We start from the raw sequence: 19,777 nt of genomic DNA on the forward strand, positions 1-19,777 counted from the left end.
ACACCGTGGTGACGCCCTCCCAGGTCCCCCTCCCGCCGGCCGCCGGTGCCTGGCGGGAGGGGGACCCGCCCGGGCGTCGCCGGTGGTACGACCGCGAGCGGCCGCTTCCGCTGGAGGCGGGCGGTGAACTGCCGGGTGTGCGGCTCGCGTTCGAGACATGGGGACGGCTCGCGCCGGACGCGTCCAACGCCGTCCTCGTCCTGCACGCCCTCACCGGGGACAGCCATGTCGCCGGCCCCGCCGAACCCGGGCATCCCACCCCCGGCTGGTGGGACGGCCTGGTCGGACCGGGACGCGCCCTGGACACGGACCGCTGGTTCGTCGTCGCTCCCAACGTGCTCGGCGGCTGCCAGGGCAGCACCGGGCCGTCGTCCGCCACACCGGGCGGACGCCCCTGGGGCGGTGACTTCCCCTTTCTGACCCAGCGCGACCAGGTCGCGGCCGAGGCCGGCCTGGCCGACGCGCTCGGCATCGACCGCTGGGCGCTGGTGGTCGGCGGCTCGATGGGCGGCATGCGGGCACTGGAATGGGCCGTGTCGCATCCCGAGCGCACCGGCGCGCTCCTGCTACTCGCCACGACGGGCGCGGCGAGTGCCGAGCAGATCGCCTGGGCCAACATCCAACTCCACGCCATCCGCTGCGACCCGCACTGGCGTGGCGGCCACTACCACGGCACCGGCAGCGGCCCGCACACCGGACTCGGCCTGGCCCGGCGGCTCGCCCACGTCACCTACCGCAGCGAACCGGAACTGCACGCCCGGTTCGGCCGTACGCCCCAGGGCGCGGAGCGTCCGTGGAGCGGCGGCCGGTACCAGGTCGAGTCCTACCTCGACCACCACGCCGCCAAGCTGGTGCGCCGCTTCGACGCGGGCAGCTACGTCGTCCTGTCCGAGGCCATGAACGCCCACGACATCGGCAGGGGCCGCGGAGGCACCCGTGCCGCCCTGAGCCGCGTCACCGCCCGCACCCTGGTCGCCGGTGTCGACTCCGACCGCCTCTACCCACCGTCCCAGCAGGCGGACCTGGCCGCGGGCATCCCCACGGCCGACGGCCTCCGACTCATCGAGTCCCCCTACGGTCACGACGGCTTCCTCATCGAGGTGGCACAGGTCGCCGCGCTCGTGGGCGAACTCGTTCCCGAACCAGACACCCGAGACAGCCGCTGAGGAGGACGGCGTCGCAGGCGGCAACGGCTAGCAGGCCTCGTGTTCGGCGTCGCCGAGACCCTGGGCCCAGAGGTACGTCAGCTGGTGCATCCGGTACTGCTGACCGGCCTTGAGGAGATGACGCTCGGCGAGATCGTCAAGGATCAGTGCGACGTCCACCGCGACATAGCCGCCCTGGCTGCTGGTCCCGCTCTGGCCGAGCCGCCGCACCACCGACTGGTGCGCGGTGCCCAGTCGTGCATAGCCCCGTTGGAGCCGCTGCTGAAGGTTCAGGTTTCCGGAGACCAGTTCTTCCACCCGGTGGCGCGCCGGACGCAGCCGCCGTGCCAGGTCGGCCACGCGCCACCCGGGGTTGGACACCAGCCGGGCGGCGGCGATGCGCAGCGCCAGCGGCAGCCCACCGCAGTCGCTGACGATCTGGGCGGTGGCCTCCGGTTCGTCCCGCAGCCGCCGCTGGCCGACCACCGCGGCGAGCAGGTCACGCGACTGGTGGGCGGTGAGCGGCTCCAGGCCGATCACCCGGGAGCCGACCGGTGCGACGCCGGGCGCCTGTGAGGTGATGATCAGGGCACTGGAGTCACCGGTGGGAAGGAACGGCAGTACCTGTTCCGGTGTCTCGACGTCGTCGAGCACCACCAGCATCCGTCTGGTCGCCAGCAGGCTGCGGTACAGCTGGACCCGAAGGTCGAGGCCGCTCGGCAGCATCTGCTGCGGAATGCCCAGCGCGACGAGGAATCCACCGAGCACCTCGTCCAGCCGGCGCGGCTGGTCGGCGGGTGTGTGCAACTCGGCGAAGAGGTGCCCGTCGGGGAAGGCCGCCGCGTGGGCGTGCGCGGCCCGCACGGCCAAGGCGGTCTTGCCGATGCCGGGCATACCGGTGATCACGATCGGATCGGGCGACTTGAGCCGCAGCCCGGCGTCGATCGAGGCCAGCTCGGCCTCGCGCCCGACGAAGTGCGCCAGGTCCCTGGGCAGCATGGCCGGGATGACACCCGCCCATGCGCCGGGTCTCGGCAGGGCGAGCGCGCCCGTCAGCAACCGCTGGTAGGTCTCCGTCAGCTCCGGGCCCGGGTCGACGCCGAGCTCGTCGGCCAGCAGCCGGCGCCCCTCGTGGTAGGTGGCGACCGCGTCCGCCTGCCGGTCGCAGCGGTACAGAGCCGTCATGAGCTGGACGCGCAGTCGTTCCCGGAGCGGATGCTCGGCCACCAGACCGGTCAACTCGGCCGTCAGCTGGCGATGGCGGCCGAGGGCCAGGTCGGCCTCGATCCGCGCTTCCAGCGCCGTCATCCGTGCCTCGGTCAGCCGTGGCCCCTCGATCGCGATGAGGCGGGCCGTGGCGTCGTCCAAGGCCGGACCGCGCCACAGCGCGAGGGCGCGCCGCAGCACCGACGACGCGTCCGCGCAGTGCCCCTCGGCCAGGGCCGTCGCGCCGGCCTGCGCCAACTGGTCGAACTGTATGTGGTCGCACGCCAGGCGGTCGACGTTCATCTGGTATCCGGTGGTGACACGTGTGATGGTGGCCGCGGCACCGAAGAGCTTACGGAGCCGGGACACGTAGGTGTAGATCTGAGCGCTGGCCGTCGCGGGTGGGTGCTCGTCCCAGAGCCGGTCGGCCAGTTGCTCGTCCGACACCACTCGGCCGTCCGCCAGTAACAGCGTGGCCAGCACGGTCCGCTGCTTCGCGCCATGCAGCATGTGTTCGTCCTCGCCATCGTTTACTCGGATGGGCCCGAGGACTCTGAACTCCATGTCGGTCTCCTCTTGTGCCGTACGACGCACCCCCGACTCGGATACCGCGAGGCCGCGGCTCACCGGTCCCGTGGGTCGGGGTGGTCGTGGACGAATGTTTGGGAGCAACTGGCCGTCGCCGAAGCCCGTCGTTCTCGGCCGGCACCTGCTCGTGTGTCAACGGGGTACGTGGTCGTGCCACGGCTGCGAGCAGCCGGATCGGGGCTTGGACCCGGTGGCCGACGTGCGCTGCTCCCCCCAGCGCCCCGCCGGCCGCGAGGCCTGGTCCTGGCCGGGTTCCTCGCGCTCCCGGTCGGGTGGTTCGAGCGGTGGGCCGGGGGCGCCGGGAGTGCGGGAGCGCCTGGTGCTTCGGCCGGCTCAGGCGCGGGTACGGACAGGCCTCCTGGAACCGTGCCGGGGAGCCGCGTCTGCTCAACGCGCGTAGCGCAGCGGCAAGAGGATGCCCGTGGTGCAGTCGGTTTCCGGCCGCGCTGTCGAACGCGGCTCGCGCCGGTGTCGGCCGGGCGGCGCGTGTCTCGGCGCGGTGCGACGAAGGGCGGTCCGCCGCTGCCACGTCCCCCCGTGTCCTTGCCGCGAGGGCGGCACACCTCGGTGTGGGTGGTCTGGCCGGGCGGGACCGTGGTGCCCCGCGTACGCGTCGGCCGGACGCCTGCCTTCTGTGCGGGCGCGCACGACGTCGGCAGGGCGATCGGTCTGGGACGGCTCGCCGGAGGTGGAGCAGAGGCAGCCCCCGGCGGGGGCACCGGGCCCGAGCGGCCGGGGCCCCGGCCGGTCGGCCACGGGAGGCCCGCTGGTGCGACGCCGCAGCGCGCTCCCGCCCCGCGGTCAGCGGGGGCCGACGCATGGCCGGATCAGCCGAGGCGAGATCGGTGAGCGGGCGGCGCGGCCGGGCGATCGGGACCTCGCGGTCCACCGGGTGGCCCTCGGTACGCACGGCCGCCGCGTCTGAACCGGTTACGTCGGAAGGCCGGCCGCCGTCGAAGGAGACGATGGCGTCATCGAGCCGGACCACGCCCAGGTCGTCCCGGTGGGCACGGACGCGCCGGCGGTGCTCGGCACGCTCGACGGCGGTGAGCCGTTCAGGCGGTAATCGTTTCCCCCAGGTGAGACCGGTAAATGAGCACACTGCGGACACGCCGCCCACGATGTCTATGTCCAAAATAGACCCCCCGTGTGACAGGTGGGACTCGATCGGCGCGCTTAGGCTAGCCCGAAGCCGGCCCGAGCAGATCAGCACTGAGCGCACGAAAGTTCGACCGAACGCGCATGTCTGCTGCGCAGGGGCATGCGTGAGGGTATGACCGCCGCCGGTGGCGTGCCGACGGCGAGTTCCAGCCCCGACGGGTCGTGGTCTGCCGGATGAAGGTCCCCGCCGCCCGCTCGCGGCCCGAACCGTGAGGCAGGGGCCTGCTATGGCTCCGATATAGGCACCTTCGGTCTGCTATCCATCATGAGGGACCCTTCTACGGCTGAAAGCCGGTCGGACTACCACGTCGTGTTGTCCGGCCCGGAACGAGACGAGCTCTCGGCATCCGCACGGGAACTGATGCGCACTCCGCCGGGGCTGGTGAACGACGGGAAATGGCTGACTGCCGCGGAGCAGCTGGCGGCGACGGTGCCTCTGAGGGCACGCCAGGCGATTCGGCGGTTCCAACGCGACCCGGGCCTGGACGGCGTGCTCCTGCTGTCCAACCTGTGGGTGGACCCGGAGGAGTTGCCGCCGACCCCGACCCAGCAGGGCTCGGTGGAGCGGGAAGCGACGCTGCCGGCGGCGACACAGGCGCTGATCGCGATGTGCCTCGGCGAGCTGATCGCGTACCAGAACGAGAAGGGCGGAGCGCTCGTCCAGAACGTGGTGCCCGTCCAGGGGCAGGAGGAGTCGCAGAGCAACGCCGGCTCGGCGGTGCTGGCGATGCACACGGAGAACGCGTTCCATCCCCATCGGCCCGACTACGTCCTGCTGATGTGCCTGCGCAACGACCACGAGGACCGCGCCGTCCTGCTCACCGGGCCACTGCGCCGGGCCCTCCCGCACATCCCCGCGCCGGTGCGTGCCGTGCTGCGGCAGGAGCGGTTCGAGACCAAGGCACCGCCGTCCTTCCTCGCCTCGGGAGCCAAGGACCTCCACCATGCCGTGCTCACCGGAGCGCGGGAGGACCCCGACATCGTCGTCGACTTCCACGCCACCCGCCCGCTCGACGAGGCGGCACGGGAGGCGATGGGGGTGCTGCGGCAACAGCTTGCCGCGGCGGCGCAGGAGTTCGTGCTGCGGCCCGGGGACCTGGCGATCCTGGACAACCGGGTCACCGTGCACGGTCGCAGCGAGTTCGTGCCGCGCTACGACGGGCGGGACCGCTGGCTGCACCGGACCTTCGTCCATCTCGACGCGAGGAGGTCACTCGGAGCCCGGTCGGGAGACAGCCAGATCATCGCGTGACGGCGGCGAGGGGCCCCCGGTCGTCCGGAAGGCCAGAGAGGTGGCACGGAGAGATGGACAGCGGCACGGTGAACAGACCGGTCAAAGGCGTGCTCGCCACGATCGGGAACACGCCCTTGGTCGAGCTGACCTCGCTGATACCGGGCTTCGGGGGGCGGGTGTACGGCAAACTCGAGTTCTTCAACCCGGGGGGCAGCGTCAAGGACCGCTCGGCGGCCTCGATGATCCTTTCGAAGATCAGGTCCGGCGAGCTTGAACCGGGCCGCTCGGTGGTGGTCGAGTCGAGTTCGGGAAACCTGGCGATCGGTCTTGCGCAGATCTGCCGGTACTACGGACTTCGGCTGATCTGCGTGGTGGACGCGAAGACCACGGAGCAGAATCTCGCGATCCTGCGGGCCTACCAGGTGGGCCTGTCGATGGTGAGCGAACCGGATGCGGAGACCGGGGAGTTCCTGTCCGTGCGCAAGCAACGCGTGCAGGAGCTCATGGCGGAGATCCCCCACGCGTACTCGCCCAACCAGTACTCCAATCCCCTCAATCCGGCGGCGCACGAGCGCACCATGGCCGAGATCGCCCACGCGCTCGACGGCAAGGTCGACTATCTGTTCTGCTCGACCAGCACCACGGGGACGCTCAACGGCTGCGCTGCGTACGCCCGTGCGCAGGGACTGTCCACCACGTTGGTGGCGGTGGACGCGGTCGGCAGCGTGCTCTACGGCCTGCCGGCCGCGCCGCGCCTGATTCCCGGGCACGGCGCCTCCGTGCCGCCGGCGCTGCTCGACCCTGCGGTGCCGGACAGGGTCGTGCACGTCAGCGATCTCGACTGTGTCGTCGGCTGCCGCATGTTGGTGCAGCGGGAGGCGATACTCGCCGGCGGCTCCTCGGGCGCCACCGTGTCGGCCCTGCGCCGCCTCCGGTCGGAAGTTCCCGACGGTGCCACCTGCGTGCTGATCTTCCCGGACAGGGGCGACCGCTACCTGGACACCATCTATTCGGACGGCTGGGTGATCACTCACTTCGGAGAGGCCACGCACCTGTGGAAAGACGACGACGTCGAGGTATAGGCCGTGCATAGCGCAGGCTCTGAGGCTTTGGCCATGACGGCAAGCCTGTTGGTCATCGACTCCGGAGCGGTCGGAAGGATCCTGGACGTCTCACCGACGTCCGTGGTCGATGCCGTGCGCACGGCCTACCGGCTGCACGACCAGGCGCAGACCGTGGTGCCGCACTCCACGTTCCTGCGCTTTCCGGACGACACGGTGAACCGGATCATCGGCCTGCCGGCGTATGTCGGCGGGCCGGTGCACACCGCGGGAATGAAGTGGATCGCCTCCTTCCCGGGCAACCTCGCGGCCGGACTGCCTCGGGCCAGCGCGGCGATCGTGCTCAACTCCATGGCGACGGGCGGTCCCACGGCCCTGCTGGAGGGGGCGCAGATCTCCGCCCACCGCACCGCGGCGAGCGCGGCCCTGGCCGCGCAGGTGCTCGGTCCCGAGGAGCCGACGGGCATCAGCCTGATCGGATGCGGTGTGATCAACCTGGCGGTGCTGCGCTACGTCAGGCATCTGCTGCCGTCGGTCCGCGTCGTCACGCTGCACGACGCAGATCCCCCGCGTGCCTCCGCCTTCGCCTCCCAGGTGCCCGACGGTGTGTCCGTGCACGTGGTCGAAGAGCTCGACGAGGCGCTCGCCGCCCACCGTCTGATCTCCTTCGCCACCAACGCGTCCGCGCCGCACACCGGCCTCACGGCCTGCCGGCCGGGGACGGTGGTGCTGCACATATCGCTGCGTGACCTGCATCCGGAGGCACTGCTGGCGGCGCGCAACATCGTCGACGATCCCGATCACGTCGACCGCGAGCGCACCTCGGTACACCTGGCCTCCCAGCGTGCGGGTGACCGGGGGTTCGTCCACGCCACGATCGGCGGGCTGCTCTCCGGGCGGGTGGAGCTCGCCCCGACCGAGCAGGTGACGGTGTTCTCCCCGTTCGGGCTCGGAGCCCTCGACATCGCGGTGGCGGAGATGGTGCGGCAGGAGGCGGAGCGTACCGGGGGCGGGCTGGCCGTGCCCTGGTGACCGGTGGAGTCGACTCGAGCGAATGGCGAGAACGGAACGAGGGGGCTACATGTCCGAGGAGCAGGTGCTCTACAACGTCGTCGTCAACGACGAGGAGCAGTATTCGATCTGGTGGGAGGGCAGGGAGCTGCCCGCCGGATGGCGCATCGAGGGGACGCGGGGCAGCAAGGACGAGTGCCTGGCGCACATCGACGAGGTGTGGACCGACATGCGGCCACTGAGCCTGCGTCGTCGGATGGGACGTGTGTGACCGTGCTCGACCAGGACGCCGTCCGCCCGTTGCCCGCGCTGGTGGCCGCGCAGGCCCGCCGGACTCCCGACGCCGTGGCCGTACTCGGCCCCGGTAGCGACTCCCTGACGTATCTGGAGCTCGAGGAGCGCGCCGCGCAGGTCGCCAGCTACCTGCGCGGGCGTGGGATCGGACCGGGGGCACGCGTCGCGGTACGCCTGCCGCGCAGCCCCGACCTGGTCGCCGCGCTGCTCGGTGTCTGGCGTGCGGGCGCGGCCTACGTGCCCGTCGAGCCGGACGGGCCGGCCGAGCGTGCCGCGTGGGTGCTCGCCGACAGCGGCGCGGCGTGCACCCTCACGACCGCGACCCTGGGCGCGCTGCCGGCGGCGTCGACGGTGGGGCCCGACCCGGTCGACGACATCGACGGCGACTCGGCCGCCTACGTGATGTACACCTCCGGATCCACCGGGCTCCCCAAGGGGGTCGTGATCCCGCACGCCGGGATCGCCAACCGTGTTCGGTGGGCCGTGCGGCAGCACGGACTCGGCGCCGCGGACCGGGTGCTGCAGAAGACGGCGATCGGCTTCGACGCGGCGGGCTGGGAGATCTGGGCTCCGCTGATCAGCGGCGGTGTCGTGGCGCTCGCCCCGCCCGGTGCGGAACGCGATCCGGCGGCGATACTGCGCGCCGTGGCCACGCACGGGGCGACGGTCCTCCAGGTGGTGCCCTCCGTGCTGCGGCTGCTCGTGGCGGAGGACTGGACCGGGTGCGACTCGCTGCGCCTGCTCTTCTCGGCCGGCGAGGCGCTGCACGCCGACCTGTGCCACCAGGTGCTCGCCAAGGTGGACGTGGAGGTGTGGAACACCTACGGCCCCACGGAATGCTCGATCGACGTGACCGCGCACCGGTTCGACCCGGAGCAACGCACCGGCCCCGTCCCGATCGGCCGGCCGTTGCCGGGCATGCGCGTCGTGGTGCGGGGCGCCGGCGGTCAGCCGGTGCCGATCGGCGTTCCCGGCGAGTTGTACGCGGGAGGTGTCGGCCTCGCCCTCGGCTACCAGGGGTCCGGTGCCCTGACCGCGGAGCGGTTCGTGCCCGATCCCTTCGGCCCGTCGGGGGCACGGCTGTACCGGACGGGCGACCAGGTGCGCTGGCGCTCGGACCGGGTGTTGGAGTACCTCGGCCGGCTGGACTCCCAGCTGAAGGTGAACGGGGTGCGTATCGAGCCCGGCGAGGTGGAGGCGGCGCTGGGCGCGCATCCCGCCGTGCGGGCGGCCGCGGTGACCGCGCTGGACGGACAGCTCGTCGGTTACGTGGTCGGTGAGGTGCCGCCGCGGGAGTTCCTCGCCGAGCGGTTGCCCGCCGCCGCGCTGCCCACCGCCTACGTACAACTGGACGAGCTGCCGTTGAACACGAGCGGCAAGGTGGACCGGCGGGCGCTGCCGGAACCGGACCTGGGCCGGCCGCCGTTCGTCGCGCCGCGCACGATCGCCGAGGAGGAGGTGGCCGCCGCCTGGAGCGACCTGCTCGGCCTGCCGCAGGTCGGCGTGTACGACGAGTTCTTCCACCTGGGTGGCTCCTCGCTGCTGCTGACGAAGCTCGCCAGCCGGCTCGGTGACATCTCGATCCCCGCGCTGTTCACCGCGACGACGGTCGAGGCGCAGGCGCAGCTGCTGGCGGACAGCGCCGACGTGCCCGTGGTGCGGCAGGTCAGCCGGAGCGCGCCGCTGGCGCTCTCGGTGGCGCAGTACCAGTTCTGGTTGCTGGACCGGATGAACCCCGGCGGCCCCGAGTGGAACGCGCCGCTGTTCCTGCGGCTGCCCAGCACCCTCACCGGCGAGGACGTGGACGCGGTGCTGACCGCGCTGGCCGCCCGGCACGAGATCCTGCGCACCCGGTACGTGGCGGAGGCGGGCGAGCCGCACCAGGTCATCGACCCGCCGGCACCGGTGTCCGCCCGTGTGGTGGACGGCCTGGCGGACCTCGCCGACGTGCTCGGGTGCGGCTTCGACCTGGCCCGAGGACCGGTGTGGCGCGCGGTGCTCTACCGCCAGCCCGGTGCGGAGCACCTGCTGGTGCTGGTCGTGCACCACATCGCCTGCGACGGCTGGTCGGCGGCGGTGCTGGAGCGTGACATCCGCGCCCTGTGCGAGGGTGCCGAGCTGCCGCCGCTGACGACGCAGTACGCGGACTACGCGGCCTGGCACCACAAGTACGGCATCGACGACGGCCAGCTCGACTACTGGCGCGAGCGGTTGGACGGCCTGGTGCCGGTCGAGCTGCCCCTGGACCGGCCCCGTCCCGCGCGCCGCGACTTCTCCGGCGGCACGGTCACCTTCACCGTGCCCGCCGAGCTGACGGCGCGGTTGGAGGCGGTGGGTCGCCGGGCCCAGGCCACGCCCTACACCGTGCTGCTCACCGCCTTCGCCACGATGCTGGGGCGGTACGGCGCCGGCTGGGACGTGCCGATCGGGACGTCCGTGACCGGCCGTACCCGGCCCGAGTTCCATGATGTGGTCGGCGTGTTCCTCAACACCCTGGTGATGCGCTGCTCGCTGGATCCCGAGCTCGGCTTCGGTGCGGCGGTCGGCCGGATGCGCGAGGTGACGCAGGGCGCGTTCGCGCACCAGTCGCTGCCCTTCGACCGGCTGGTGGACGAGCTGCAACCGGACCGTGATCCCTCGCGCACCCCTCTTTACCAGGTGATGTTCAACTTCCACGAGGACGGCCTGACCGGGGTCGCGAGTGATCTCGTGGACGTCGAGAAGGTGGCCGAGGCCTGGCAGGTCGCCAGGACCGACCTCACCCTGGTGCTCCAGCGGGACGACGAGGGCTCGCTGGTCGGCTTCCTGGAGTACGCGACCGCGCTGTTCGACCGCGCCAGCGTGGAGCGGATGAGCCGGCACCTCCAGAGCCTGCTGAGGGCGGTCGCAGCGGACCCGGACGCACGCCTGGCCGACCTCGACCTGCTGACCGACGAGGAGAGGGCGCGGCTGTCCCGGCCGACGGAGCACCGCCCGGTGGACTGCGTACCCGACGCGATCGCGCGGTGGGCCGAGCGCGCCCCGGACCGCGTCGCCGTGATCAGCGCGGCGGAACGGCTGACCTACGGCGAGTTGGACCGGCGTGCCGCGCTGGTCGCCCGGCGGTTGGGCGCCCTGGGGGTCACGACCGAGTCGGTGGTCGGCGTGTCCCTGCCCCGCGGTGCCGCGTTCGTGGTCGCGGTGCTCGGCGTGTGGAAGGCCGGTGGCGCCTACGTCCCGCTGGACCCGGCCGACGCGCCGGAACGCCGCTCGCACATCCTCGGCACCACCGCAGCGGAGATCGTCATCGACACCGCGTTCCTGGCGGACCTCGCCGACCAGCCCGTGCCCGACGGGCTTGCGGCGCTGCCGGAACCGTCCCCTGACACCCTGGCCTACGTGATGTTCACGTCCGGGTCGACGGGACGGCCCAAGGGCGTGGCGATCGAGCACGGCTCGTTGGCGACCACGCTGGCCGCCTCGCGCGACAACCTCGGATTCGACGAGGAGTCGACCTGGCTGGCGATGGCCGCTTTCACCTTCGACATCTCCTGTGTCGAGCTGTTCCTGCCGCTCAGCCGTGGCGGCTGCACCGTCATCGCCAACGCCGAGCAGGTCCTGGACCATGCGGCGCAGTTGCGGCTGATGGACGAGCATCGGATCACCCATCTCCAGGTGTCGCCGCCGCACTGGCAGATGCTGCTCGACGCCGGCTTCGGGGTACGGGACGTGATCGCGCTGACCGGTGGCGAGGCGGCCACCCCGGCGCACCTGGCCACGATCGCCTCCCGGGTCAGGGAGTTCTACAACGAGTACGGCCTGACCGAGACCACCATCGCGGCGCTGCGTTGGCGGGTGCCCGAGCGGGTCGAGACGGTCGCCGTCGGCCACCGGTATCCGCAGGTGACCGTGCACCTCCTGGACGAGCGGATGCGGCCGGTGCCGCCGGGTGCGATCGGCGAGCTCTACATCGGCGGTGCCGGCGTCGCGCGCGGCTACGTGGCCCAGCCGGGCCTGACCGCGTCGCGCTTCCTGCCCGACCCGTTCACCGGCGGCGGGAACCGGCTCTACCGCACCGGCGACCTCTGCCGGGAGCTGCCCGGCGGCGAGCTGGTCTTCGCCGGGCGGGCCGACCGGCAGGTCAAGGTACGCGGGCGCCGGGTCGAGCTGGGTGAGATCGAGGCGGTGATCGCCGAGTACCCCGGGGTGCGTGCCGCCGTGGTCGCGTTGCACAAGGACCAGCTGGTGGCCTACTGCGTCGGCGAGGTGCCGGCGCCCGGTGAGCTCATCGCGCACGCCGGCCGTTTCCTGCCCGAGTACATGCTGCCCGGTCGGGTGATCCCGATCGAGCGCGTCCCGCTCAACCGCAACTCCAAGATCGACTATGAGGCGCTGTCCCGACTGGCGCAGCCCGTGGAGGAGAAGCCCGACATGTCCGGTGCACCGAGAAACAAGGTGGAATACCGCATCGCCGGCCTGTGGGCCGACGTCCTGGACCGCTTCGTGGGCGTCGAGGACGACTTCTTCCAGGCCGGTGGAACCTCGATACTCGCCACCCGGCTGATCTCGGACGTGAACCAGGAGTTCGACGTCAGGGTCTCGATGCGCGCGTTCTTCGACCACCCGACCATCGCCGGACTCGCCGTCCTGGTCGAGGAGGCGGTGCGGGCCTCGGTCGAGGAGCAGCTGGGAGACGACGCGGGCGCCGTCGCATGACCAGGGCCGCCCTGAGGGAACAGCTGGTCAGCGAGCGGCTGGCGGGCGGGCGGCGGGCCCGCCCGGGCTTCGGCCACGCCGACCGCGCCGGCGAGTTGCCGCTGTCCTGGGGGCAGTGGCAGTTCTGGGCGCTGCACACCGCGGCGCCCGGCAGTACCGAGTACCTCGTCCCGCTGATGCTCCGGCTCGACGGCGTGCTGGACGTGCCGGCGCTGACCAGGGCGTGGCAGGGGCTGGTCGCCCGGCACGAGCTGCTGCGCACGACCTACGTCTGGGACGACTCCCGGCCGCGCCAGGTCATCCACGGGCCGGACGACCCCGAGGCCGCGGTGGACTTCGCGATGTACGAGGAGGGCGGCGCCGTCGACCGTGACGCGCGCATCGCGGAGGTCTTCACGCGCGAGACGGCGATCCCCATCGACCTGGGGCGGCATGCGCCGCTGCGGGTGCGGGTGGTCCGGTTCGCAGCGGACGACCATGTGATGCTCGCCGTCTTCCACCACATCGCCTGCGACGCGATGACGTACGGCATCGTCACGCGGGAACTCTCGGAGCTCTACGCCGCACAGTGCGAGGGCAGGGCGCACCGGCTGCCGCCGGTCACGGTCCAGTACGCCGACTTCGCGGCGTGGGACCGCGGGCGGCGCTTCGACCTCTCCTACTGGCGCGAGCAGCTCGCCGACCTCTCCCCGCTGGAACTGCCGACGGACCGACCGCGCCCGTCGACGCGTGACGGGGCGGGGGCCACGGTCCCGGTCGCCCTCCCCGACGAGGTCGCCGGACGGGTACGCGAGCTGGCCACGCGGCACGGTGCCACGGTCTACGTCGTGCTGCTCACCGCGTTCCAGGCGCTGCTCGCGCGCTACACGGGCACGCCCGACGTGGCGGTCGGCACGGCCGTCTCGGCACGCAACAACCCGGAGCTGGCGGACCTGGTCGGCTACGCCTTCAACACGCTGGTGCTGCGTGCCCGCTGGGACGGCGGCAGCTTCGCGGATCTCCTGGCGGCCAACCGGAACACGGTCCTCGACGCCTTCGACCACGCCGACGCACCGTTCTTCGCGGTGGCCGACGCCGTGCGGCAGGGCGGGGACCGGCAGCTGTTCCAGGTGATGCTCGACCTGCGTACCGACGCCGCGCCCGGCCCGGTGTTCCCCGGACTCACCGTCCACCCGTTGCACACCGGCGAGGGTGTCGCACGGTTCGACCTCACCATGCACCTGCACGACGTCCAGGGCTCGATCTTCGGCGAACTGGAATACGCCACCGCGCTCTTCGACGAGGCGACGGCGGCACGGATCGCCGAGCACTTCGCGCTCTTCCTCGAGAGGGCCACGGCCCGCCCGGACGGCCCGGTCGACCTGATCGACTTCCTGCCCGACGCGGAACGCCGGTTCCTGCTCCCCGCGGCCGAGCCCGCGCCCGACTTCGGTTTCCGGCTCTCGGGGGCCCCGGACGCCGTCGCCGTGGCGGCCGGCGACACCCAGATGACGTTCGCCGAACTCGACGCGCGTGCCAACCAGTACGCGCACCACCTCCTGGCCTGCGGGGTCGCCCCGGAGTCTGTGGTGGGCGTGCGGATGGGCCGCACCCCGGACATGGTCGCCTGCCTGCTGGGCGTGTGGCGGACCGGCGCTGCCTACCTGCCCATCGACACCAGCCACCCCGAAGACCGCGTCGCCTACATGCTGGAGAACTCCCGCGCGCGCGTCGTCGTGGACGCGGACACCGACGTCGACGCCCAGCCCACGACACCGGTGGAGCACGCGCTCGATCCCGACAGCCTGGCCTACATCATGTACACCTCGGGGTCGACGGGACGGCCCAAGGGCGTGTCCATCACCCATCGCGGCCTGGCCAACTACCTGTCGTGGGCCGTCAGCCGCTACGCCGGAACCGACGGTGGGGCGCCGTTCCTCTCGTCGATCGGTTTCGACCTGGGCGTGCCGAACCTGTTCGCGCCGCTGCTGACCGGCCAGCGGGTGTACCTGCTCCCGGACGACTTCGACCCCGCGGACCTCGGCGCCCTGCTGGCGGCCGGCGCGCCGTACGGCTTCGTGAAGCTGACCCCCGGCCATCTGGACCTGCTCTCCCATCAGCTCAGCCCGGAGCAGGCACGGTCACTGGCGGGCCTGGTGATCGCGGCGGGGGACGAGTTCCCGCAGCGTCTCGTGCGGCGCTGGGCCGAGCTCGGCGGGCCGCCGCTGGCCGCCGAGTACGGGCCCACCGAGATCACCGTGGGCAACTCCGCGCAGTTCGACGTCGGCGAGTCGACCACGGAGCTGGTGCCGATCGGCTCGCCGATCCCCGGCACCTCCATGTACGTGCTCGACGAGAACCTGCTGCCCGCGCCGATCGGTGTCGTCGGTGAGGTCTACATCGGAGGGGTGGGCCTGGCCCGGGGCTACGCCGGCCGGCCCGACCTGACCGCGGGGCGGTTCCTGCCGAACCCGTACGGCGAGCCGGGCTCCCGGCTGTACCGCACCGGCGACCTCGCCCGGGTGCTGCCGGACGGCTCGGTGGACTTCGCCGGACGCGTGGACCACCAGGTCAAGCTGCGCGGCTACCGGATCGAGCTCGACGAGATCGAGGCGGTGCTCAGCGCCGCGCCCGGGGTGCGCGACGCGGTCGTGGTGCTGCGCGAGGACCAGCTCGTCGGCTATCTGGTCGGCGACGCCGATCCGGAGGCGCTGCACGAGCGGGCCGCGGCCGCCCTGCCGCCGTACATGGTGCCCTCGGCTCTGGTGACGCTCGACGCGCTTCCGCTGACCGCCAACGGGAAGATCGACCGCCGGGCGCTGCCCGCGCCGGAGCGTGAGGCGTTGACCCGGGTGGGGTACCAGGCCCCGGACGGACCGGTGCAGGAAGCGATCGCCGGCGTCTGGTCGCGGGTGCTGGGGGTCGAGCGGCCCGGCGCCCTCGACAGCTTCTTCGACCTCGGCGGCGACTCGATCAGCGCGGTGGGCCTGGCCGGTGCGCTGCGCGAGGCCGGGTTCGACATCAGCGTGCGCGACGTGTTCGCCGAACGCACCATCGCCGCCCTCGCCGGCCTGGTCGACGCGGCGGGCAGCGGAACCCCGGTGGCCGCCGCCGTGGCGCCGTTCGCGCTGCTCCCGCCGGCGGACCGCGCCGCGCTCCCGCCGGGCGTCGCGGACGCCTTCCCGCTCTCCCTCACCCAGCGCGGCATGCTGCTGGAGATGTACACCGGTGGCACCGTGCACCGGTACCACAACATCACCGCGTTCCGGATCATGGACGCCACCCCGTTCCGCCTCGACGCCTTCCAGGCCGCGGCGGCGCTGATCGTCGCGCGCCACGAGGTGATGCGCACCGGCTACGACCTCACCTCCTACTCCGTGCCCCTGCAACTCGTGTGGCCCACGGCCCGGATGCCGGTCGGGTTCACCGACCTGCGGCATCTGGAGGCGCCGCGCCGGCAGGACGCTCTGATGGCGCACTGCGCCGCGGAACGCGCGGTGCTCTTCGACATCGCGCGACCGCCGCTGATGCGGATGCACGTCCACCTGTGCGACGACGAGAGCTGGTGGCTGTCGATCACCGAGTGTCACCCCGTCCTGGAAGGCTGGAGCTACCACTCCCAGCTGATGGAGATGCTCACGGCCTACCAGCGGATCCGCGACGGCCTGGCACCGCAGGAGCCGGAGCCGACGCCCTTCCGCTACGCCGACTTCGTCGCCACCGAGCTCCAGGCGCTCGACTCGGCCGAGGACCAGGAGTACTGGCGCGGCGTCCTGGCGGACCACGCCATGTTCACCGTCCCTCCCGCGCTGGCCGATCCGGCCGGAGGGACGCGGCGGTACCAGCTCATGATCCCGATCGACGACCTCGAGGAGCCGCTGCGTGCCCTGGCGACCCGCGCCGACGCCTCGTACAAGAGCGTGTTGCACGCCGCGCACCTGTACGTCCTCAGCAGGCTGACGCCGGAGCCGGCCTTCCACAGCGGCGTGGTCTGCGACGGCAGGCCGGAGCTGCCCGGCTTCGAGCGGGTCTCCGGCATGTACCTCAACTCCGTGCCGTTCCCGTACCGCCGGGGCGCGGGCAGCTGGCGTGAACTGGTCAGGCGCACCTCGGACTCGGAGATCGAGATGTGGCCGCACCGGCACTTCCCGATGCCCGCCATGCCTCAGCTGGTCGGCGGGGGACGCCCGGTGGACGTGCTGTTCCACTACCTCGACTTCCACCAGGTCGACAGGACGCTGATCGACGTCGAGGCCGCCATCGACGACAGCCCCAACGAGTTCCGGCTCGTCGTCGGCACACCGGTCAGGGGGAAGCTGAGCATCGCGAGCACGCCCGAGGTGCTCAGCGAGGACAACGCCGCCAGGCTGGCGGCCATGTACCGCGCGGTCCTGGAGGCGATGGCCGCCGATCCGGAGGGCGACCCGCGTGCCCTCACGCTCTCCGGCTCGCCCCGGCTGGTCGGCCCCGAGCGCCCGGTGGACGACCTGGGCGACCTGCTGGCAGTCGGCGCACCGGACCGGGTCGCGGTGATCGCCGACGGACACGCCCACACCTTCGGCGAGTTGGCCGAGCGCGTCGATCGCGTCGCACACCGGCTGCACGCGCTGGGTGCGGGGCCCGACACCACCGTGGGCGTGCTGCTCGACCGCGGCGTCGACCTGGTCGCCGCACTGCTGGGCGTGCTGCGGGCGGGCGCCGCTTTCGTTCCGCTGGATCCCGCGCATCCGACCGCCGCGCTGCACGAGGAACTGGCGCACACCACCATCGTGTTGAGCTCGGCCGGACACGCGCACCGTGTCGCCGCCTGGGAGCCCGTCCTGGTCGAGGAGTTGCCGGACGCTCCCCCGGTCGGCCCGGCCACGGATCCCGACTCCCTGGCCTACGTGCTGCACACCTCCGGCTCCACCGGCCGGCCGAGCGCCGTGGGCGTCACCCGGCGCGCCCTGGCGAACTACCTCCGCCATGCCGTGGAGAACTACATGGGGGACGCGGACGGCCGCTGCGGCGCGCCGGTGTTCTCCTCGATCGCCTTCGACATCACCGTGCCCAACCTGCTCGCCCCGCTGCTGGCCGGGGCGCCCGTGTGCCTGCTCCCGCAGGACCTGGACGCGGCCGACCTCGGCGCGCAGCTGCTCCAGCACGGCCCGTACCACTTCGCCATGCTGACCGCCAGCCACCTCAGCCTGCTGCTGGGCCAGCTCGGCGGTGAGCGGGTCCAGCAGCTCATCGACGTGATCGTCTCCGCGGGAGAGCCCCTCGGCGCGGACAGCGCACGGCTGCTGCCGAACCTGCGCGTCGAGTACGGGCCGACCGAGGCCACCGTCGGCGTGTGTGGCGCACCCGTGCACCCGGCTGCCCGGGCCCTCACGGCGCCGCTCGGGACACCGCTGCCCAACACGGCCGTCCAGATCCTCGACAGCGAGCTGCTCCCGGTGCCCCCAGGGGCCGTCGGGGAGCTCTGCATCGCGGGAGTGGGGCTGGCACGGGGATACCTCGGCGCGCCGGCCCGTACCGCGGCCCGCTTCGTACCGGACCCGTACGGCGCACCGGGATCCCGGCTGTACCGGACCGGGGACCTGGCCCGCATGACCGCCCGGGGGCGGCTGGAGTTCGTCGGGCGCCTCGACGACCAGGTGAAGGTGCGCGGCCACCGCGTCGAACCCGCGCAGACCGAGGCGGCGCTGCTGGCCGATCCCCGGGTGGCGCGGGCCGCGGTCGTCGTCCACGATCAGCAGCTCGTCGCCCATCTCGTCACCGCCTCCGACACCAGGGACATCCGTGACGCCCTGGCACGCAGGCTGCCCGCCCACCTGATCCCGACGCGCTTCGTCACCGTCCCCGAGCTTCCGATGACCGCCAACGGGAAGCTGGACCGGCGGGCCCTGGCCGCGCCACCGCCCACCTCCACCGGCCGGGGACGGCCACCCGAGAGCGCCATGGAGCGGGCGGTCGCCGAGGTCTGGAGCACGCTGCTCGAGACGGAGGTGACCGACGTCGAGAACACCCCCTACGAGCTGGGTGCCGACTCGCTCACGCTGCTCCAGGTCCTGGCCGCGACCGCGCAGCGGGGCCTGGACCTTCCTCGGGACCTGCTGCGCGCCAACGCCACGCTGGAACAGATAGCCGCCCACACTCGGGGGAAGCCGTGACACGAGACTCATCCGAACCCGGTGACGTCGCGACCATCGACCTGGACACCGTGGACCTCGCCGACTCCGCGACGTTCCGCGACATCGACCTCACCGCGCTCTGGCGGCGGTTCCGCGACGAACGGCCGGTTCGCCTGCAACCGGCGAGCGGCGGGCGCCCGGCCTTCTGGGCCGTGACCCGCTACGCCGACGCCCTGGCCGTCTACCGCGACCACGAACGCTTCACCACCGAGCAGGGCAACATGCTGGCCACGCTGCTGACCGGCGGAGACACGGCCTCCCGCAAGATGCTCGCGGTCACCGACGGAGCCAAACACCGCGAGATGCGGCAGCTGATGGCCAAGGCCTTCTCGCCGCGCGTGCTCGGCGAGGTCGCCGAGCGGATCAAGACGCGCATCCACCGGCTGATCGCCGAGGCCGTGGAACGCGGTGAACTCGACTACGCACGCGACGTGGCCGAGTACATCCCGATCGGCACCATCTGCGACCTGCTCGACATCCCCGAAGCGGACCGCGCGGACCTCCTCGAGTGGAGCAAGGGGGTCCTCAGCTCCGACACGGCGACGCCGAACCAGGCGGACATGGTCCTGGCCCGCAACGAGATGCTGCTCTACTTCACCAGCCTGGCCGCCGAGCGCCGCAAGAAGCCCGGTGACGACGTCATCAGCACCCTGGCGACGAGCTTCCTCACCCACGAGGAGGTCGTCTTCAACTGCTACAGCCTCATCATCGGCGGCGACGAGTCCAGCCGGCTCAGCTCCATCGGCGCCATCCACGCCTTCGCCACGCATCCCGACCAGTGGCGCGCCCTGAAGGAGGGGCGGGTCACCGCGGACAGCGCCGTCGAGGAGATCCTGCGCTGGACGACCCCGCCGATGCACTTCGGCCGTCGTGCCCTCGTCGACGTGACGGTCGGCGACACGCCGATCCCGGCCGGCGCCGCCGTCACCGTCTGGAACTCCTCCGCCAACCACGACGAGCGTGCCTTCCCGCACCCGGAGCGCTTCGACCTGGCCCGTACCCCGAACAAGCACATCACCTTCGGCCACGGCACGCACTTCTGCATGGGTGCCTTCCTGGGGCGCGCGCAGTTGAAGGCGATGGTCGAGTCGGTGCGTGAGAGCGTCGACACGATCGAGTCACGCGGGGAGCCGCAGCAGATCCACTCCAACTTCATGTACGGGTACTGCCGCCTGCCGGTTGCCTTCGCTTAGCGGGCAACCGGCGGGCGACTCCCCTGCCGGGCGGAAT

At 72.2% G+C, this 19,777-nt stretch carries 9 protein-coding genes; 8 read left to right on the forward strand and 1 reads right to left on the reverse strand.

Annotation, left to right across the window (positions count from 1 at the left end; genetic code table 11):
* The first annotated feature begins 5 nt into the window (after positions 1 to 5).
* A complete protein-coding gene (metX, locus tag NQO67_RS07555; protein WP_255948285.1) occupies positions 6 to 1,166 on the forward strand; it encodes a homoserine O-acetyltransferase MetX in 1,161 nt (386 codons plus the stop codon).
* Between the two features lie 27 nt (positions 1,167 to 1,193).
* Here metX and NQO67_RS07560 read toward each other — a convergent pair whose 3' ends face one another.
* Positions 1,194 to 2,861, reverse strand: coding sequence for an AfsR/SARP family transcriptional regulator (locus NQO67_RS07560; RefSeq protein ID WP_255948287.1), 1,668 nt, complete (start codon positions 2,859 to 2,861; stop codon positions 1,194 to 1,196).
* 1,504 nt (positions 2,862 to 4,365) lie between these two features.
* On the opposite strand from NQO67_RS07560, the gene NQO67_RS07565 reads away from it, so the two are divergent.
* From NQO67_RS07565 to NQO67_RS07595, 7 genes are read left to right on the forward strand one after another with little or no spacing between them, the layout of a single operon-like run.
* Entirely contained in the window at positions 4,366 to 5,352 is a 987-nt protein-coding gene (locus tag NQO67_RS07565) for a TauD/TfdA family dioxygenase (protein WP_255948289.1), read from the forward strand.
* 53 nt (positions 5,353 to 5,405) lie between these two features.
* Entirely contained in the window at positions 5,406 to 6,416 is a 1,011-nt protein-coding gene (gene sbnA, locus NQO67_RS07570) for a 2,3-diaminopropionate biosynthesis protein SbnA (RefSeq protein ID WP_255948291.1), read from the forward strand.
* A gap of 33 nt (positions 6,417 to 6,449) precedes the next feature.
* Complete coding sequence (gene sbnB / locus NQO67_RS07575; RefSeq protein WP_255948293.1) at positions 6,450 to 7,427, forward strand: 2,3-diaminopropionate biosynthesis protein SbnB; 978 nt, start codon at positions 6,450 to 6,452, stop codon at positions 7,425 to 7,427.
* A 49-nt stretch (positions 7,428 to 7,476) separates the two neighbouring features.
* Positions 7,477 to 7,677 (forward strand): MbtH family protein, encoded by a 201-nt coding sequence (locus NQO67_RS07580; protein ID WP_255948299.1) that lies wholly within the window; start codon positions 7,477 to 7,479, stop codon positions 7,675 to 7,677.
* Positions 7,674 to 12,395, forward strand: a complete 4,722-nt coding sequence (locus tag NQO67_RS07585) for a non-ribosomal peptide synthetase (RefSeq protein WP_255948300.1) — start codon at positions 7,674 to 7,676, stop codon at positions 12,393 to 12,395. Before NQO67_RS07580 ends, NQO67_RS07585 begins: the two co-directional genes overlap by 4 nt.
* On the forward strand, positions 12,392 to 18,526 hold the full coding sequence (locus tag NQO67_RS07590) for a non-ribosomal peptide synthetase (protein ID WP_255948302.1): 6,135 nt from the start codon (positions 12,392 to 12,394) through the stop codon (positions 18,524 to 18,526). Before NQO67_RS07585 ends, NQO67_RS07590 begins: the two co-directional genes overlap by 4 nt.
* On the forward strand, positions 18,523 to 19,740 hold the full coding sequence (locus tag NQO67_RS07595) for a cytochrome P450 (RefSeq protein ID WP_255948310.1): 1,218 nt from the start codon (positions 18,523 to 18,525) through the stop codon (positions 19,738 to 19,740). The genes NQO67_RS07590 and NQO67_RS07595 overlap by 4 nt, the downstream gene beginning before the upstream one ends.
* Positions 19,741 to 19,777 lie beyond the last annotated feature (37 nt).

This window comes from Streptomyces odontomachi (assembly GCF_024435355.1).
Classification (GTDB): Bacteria; Actinomycetota; Actinomycetes; order Streptomycetales; family Streptomycetaceae; genus Streptomyces; species Streptomyces odontomachi.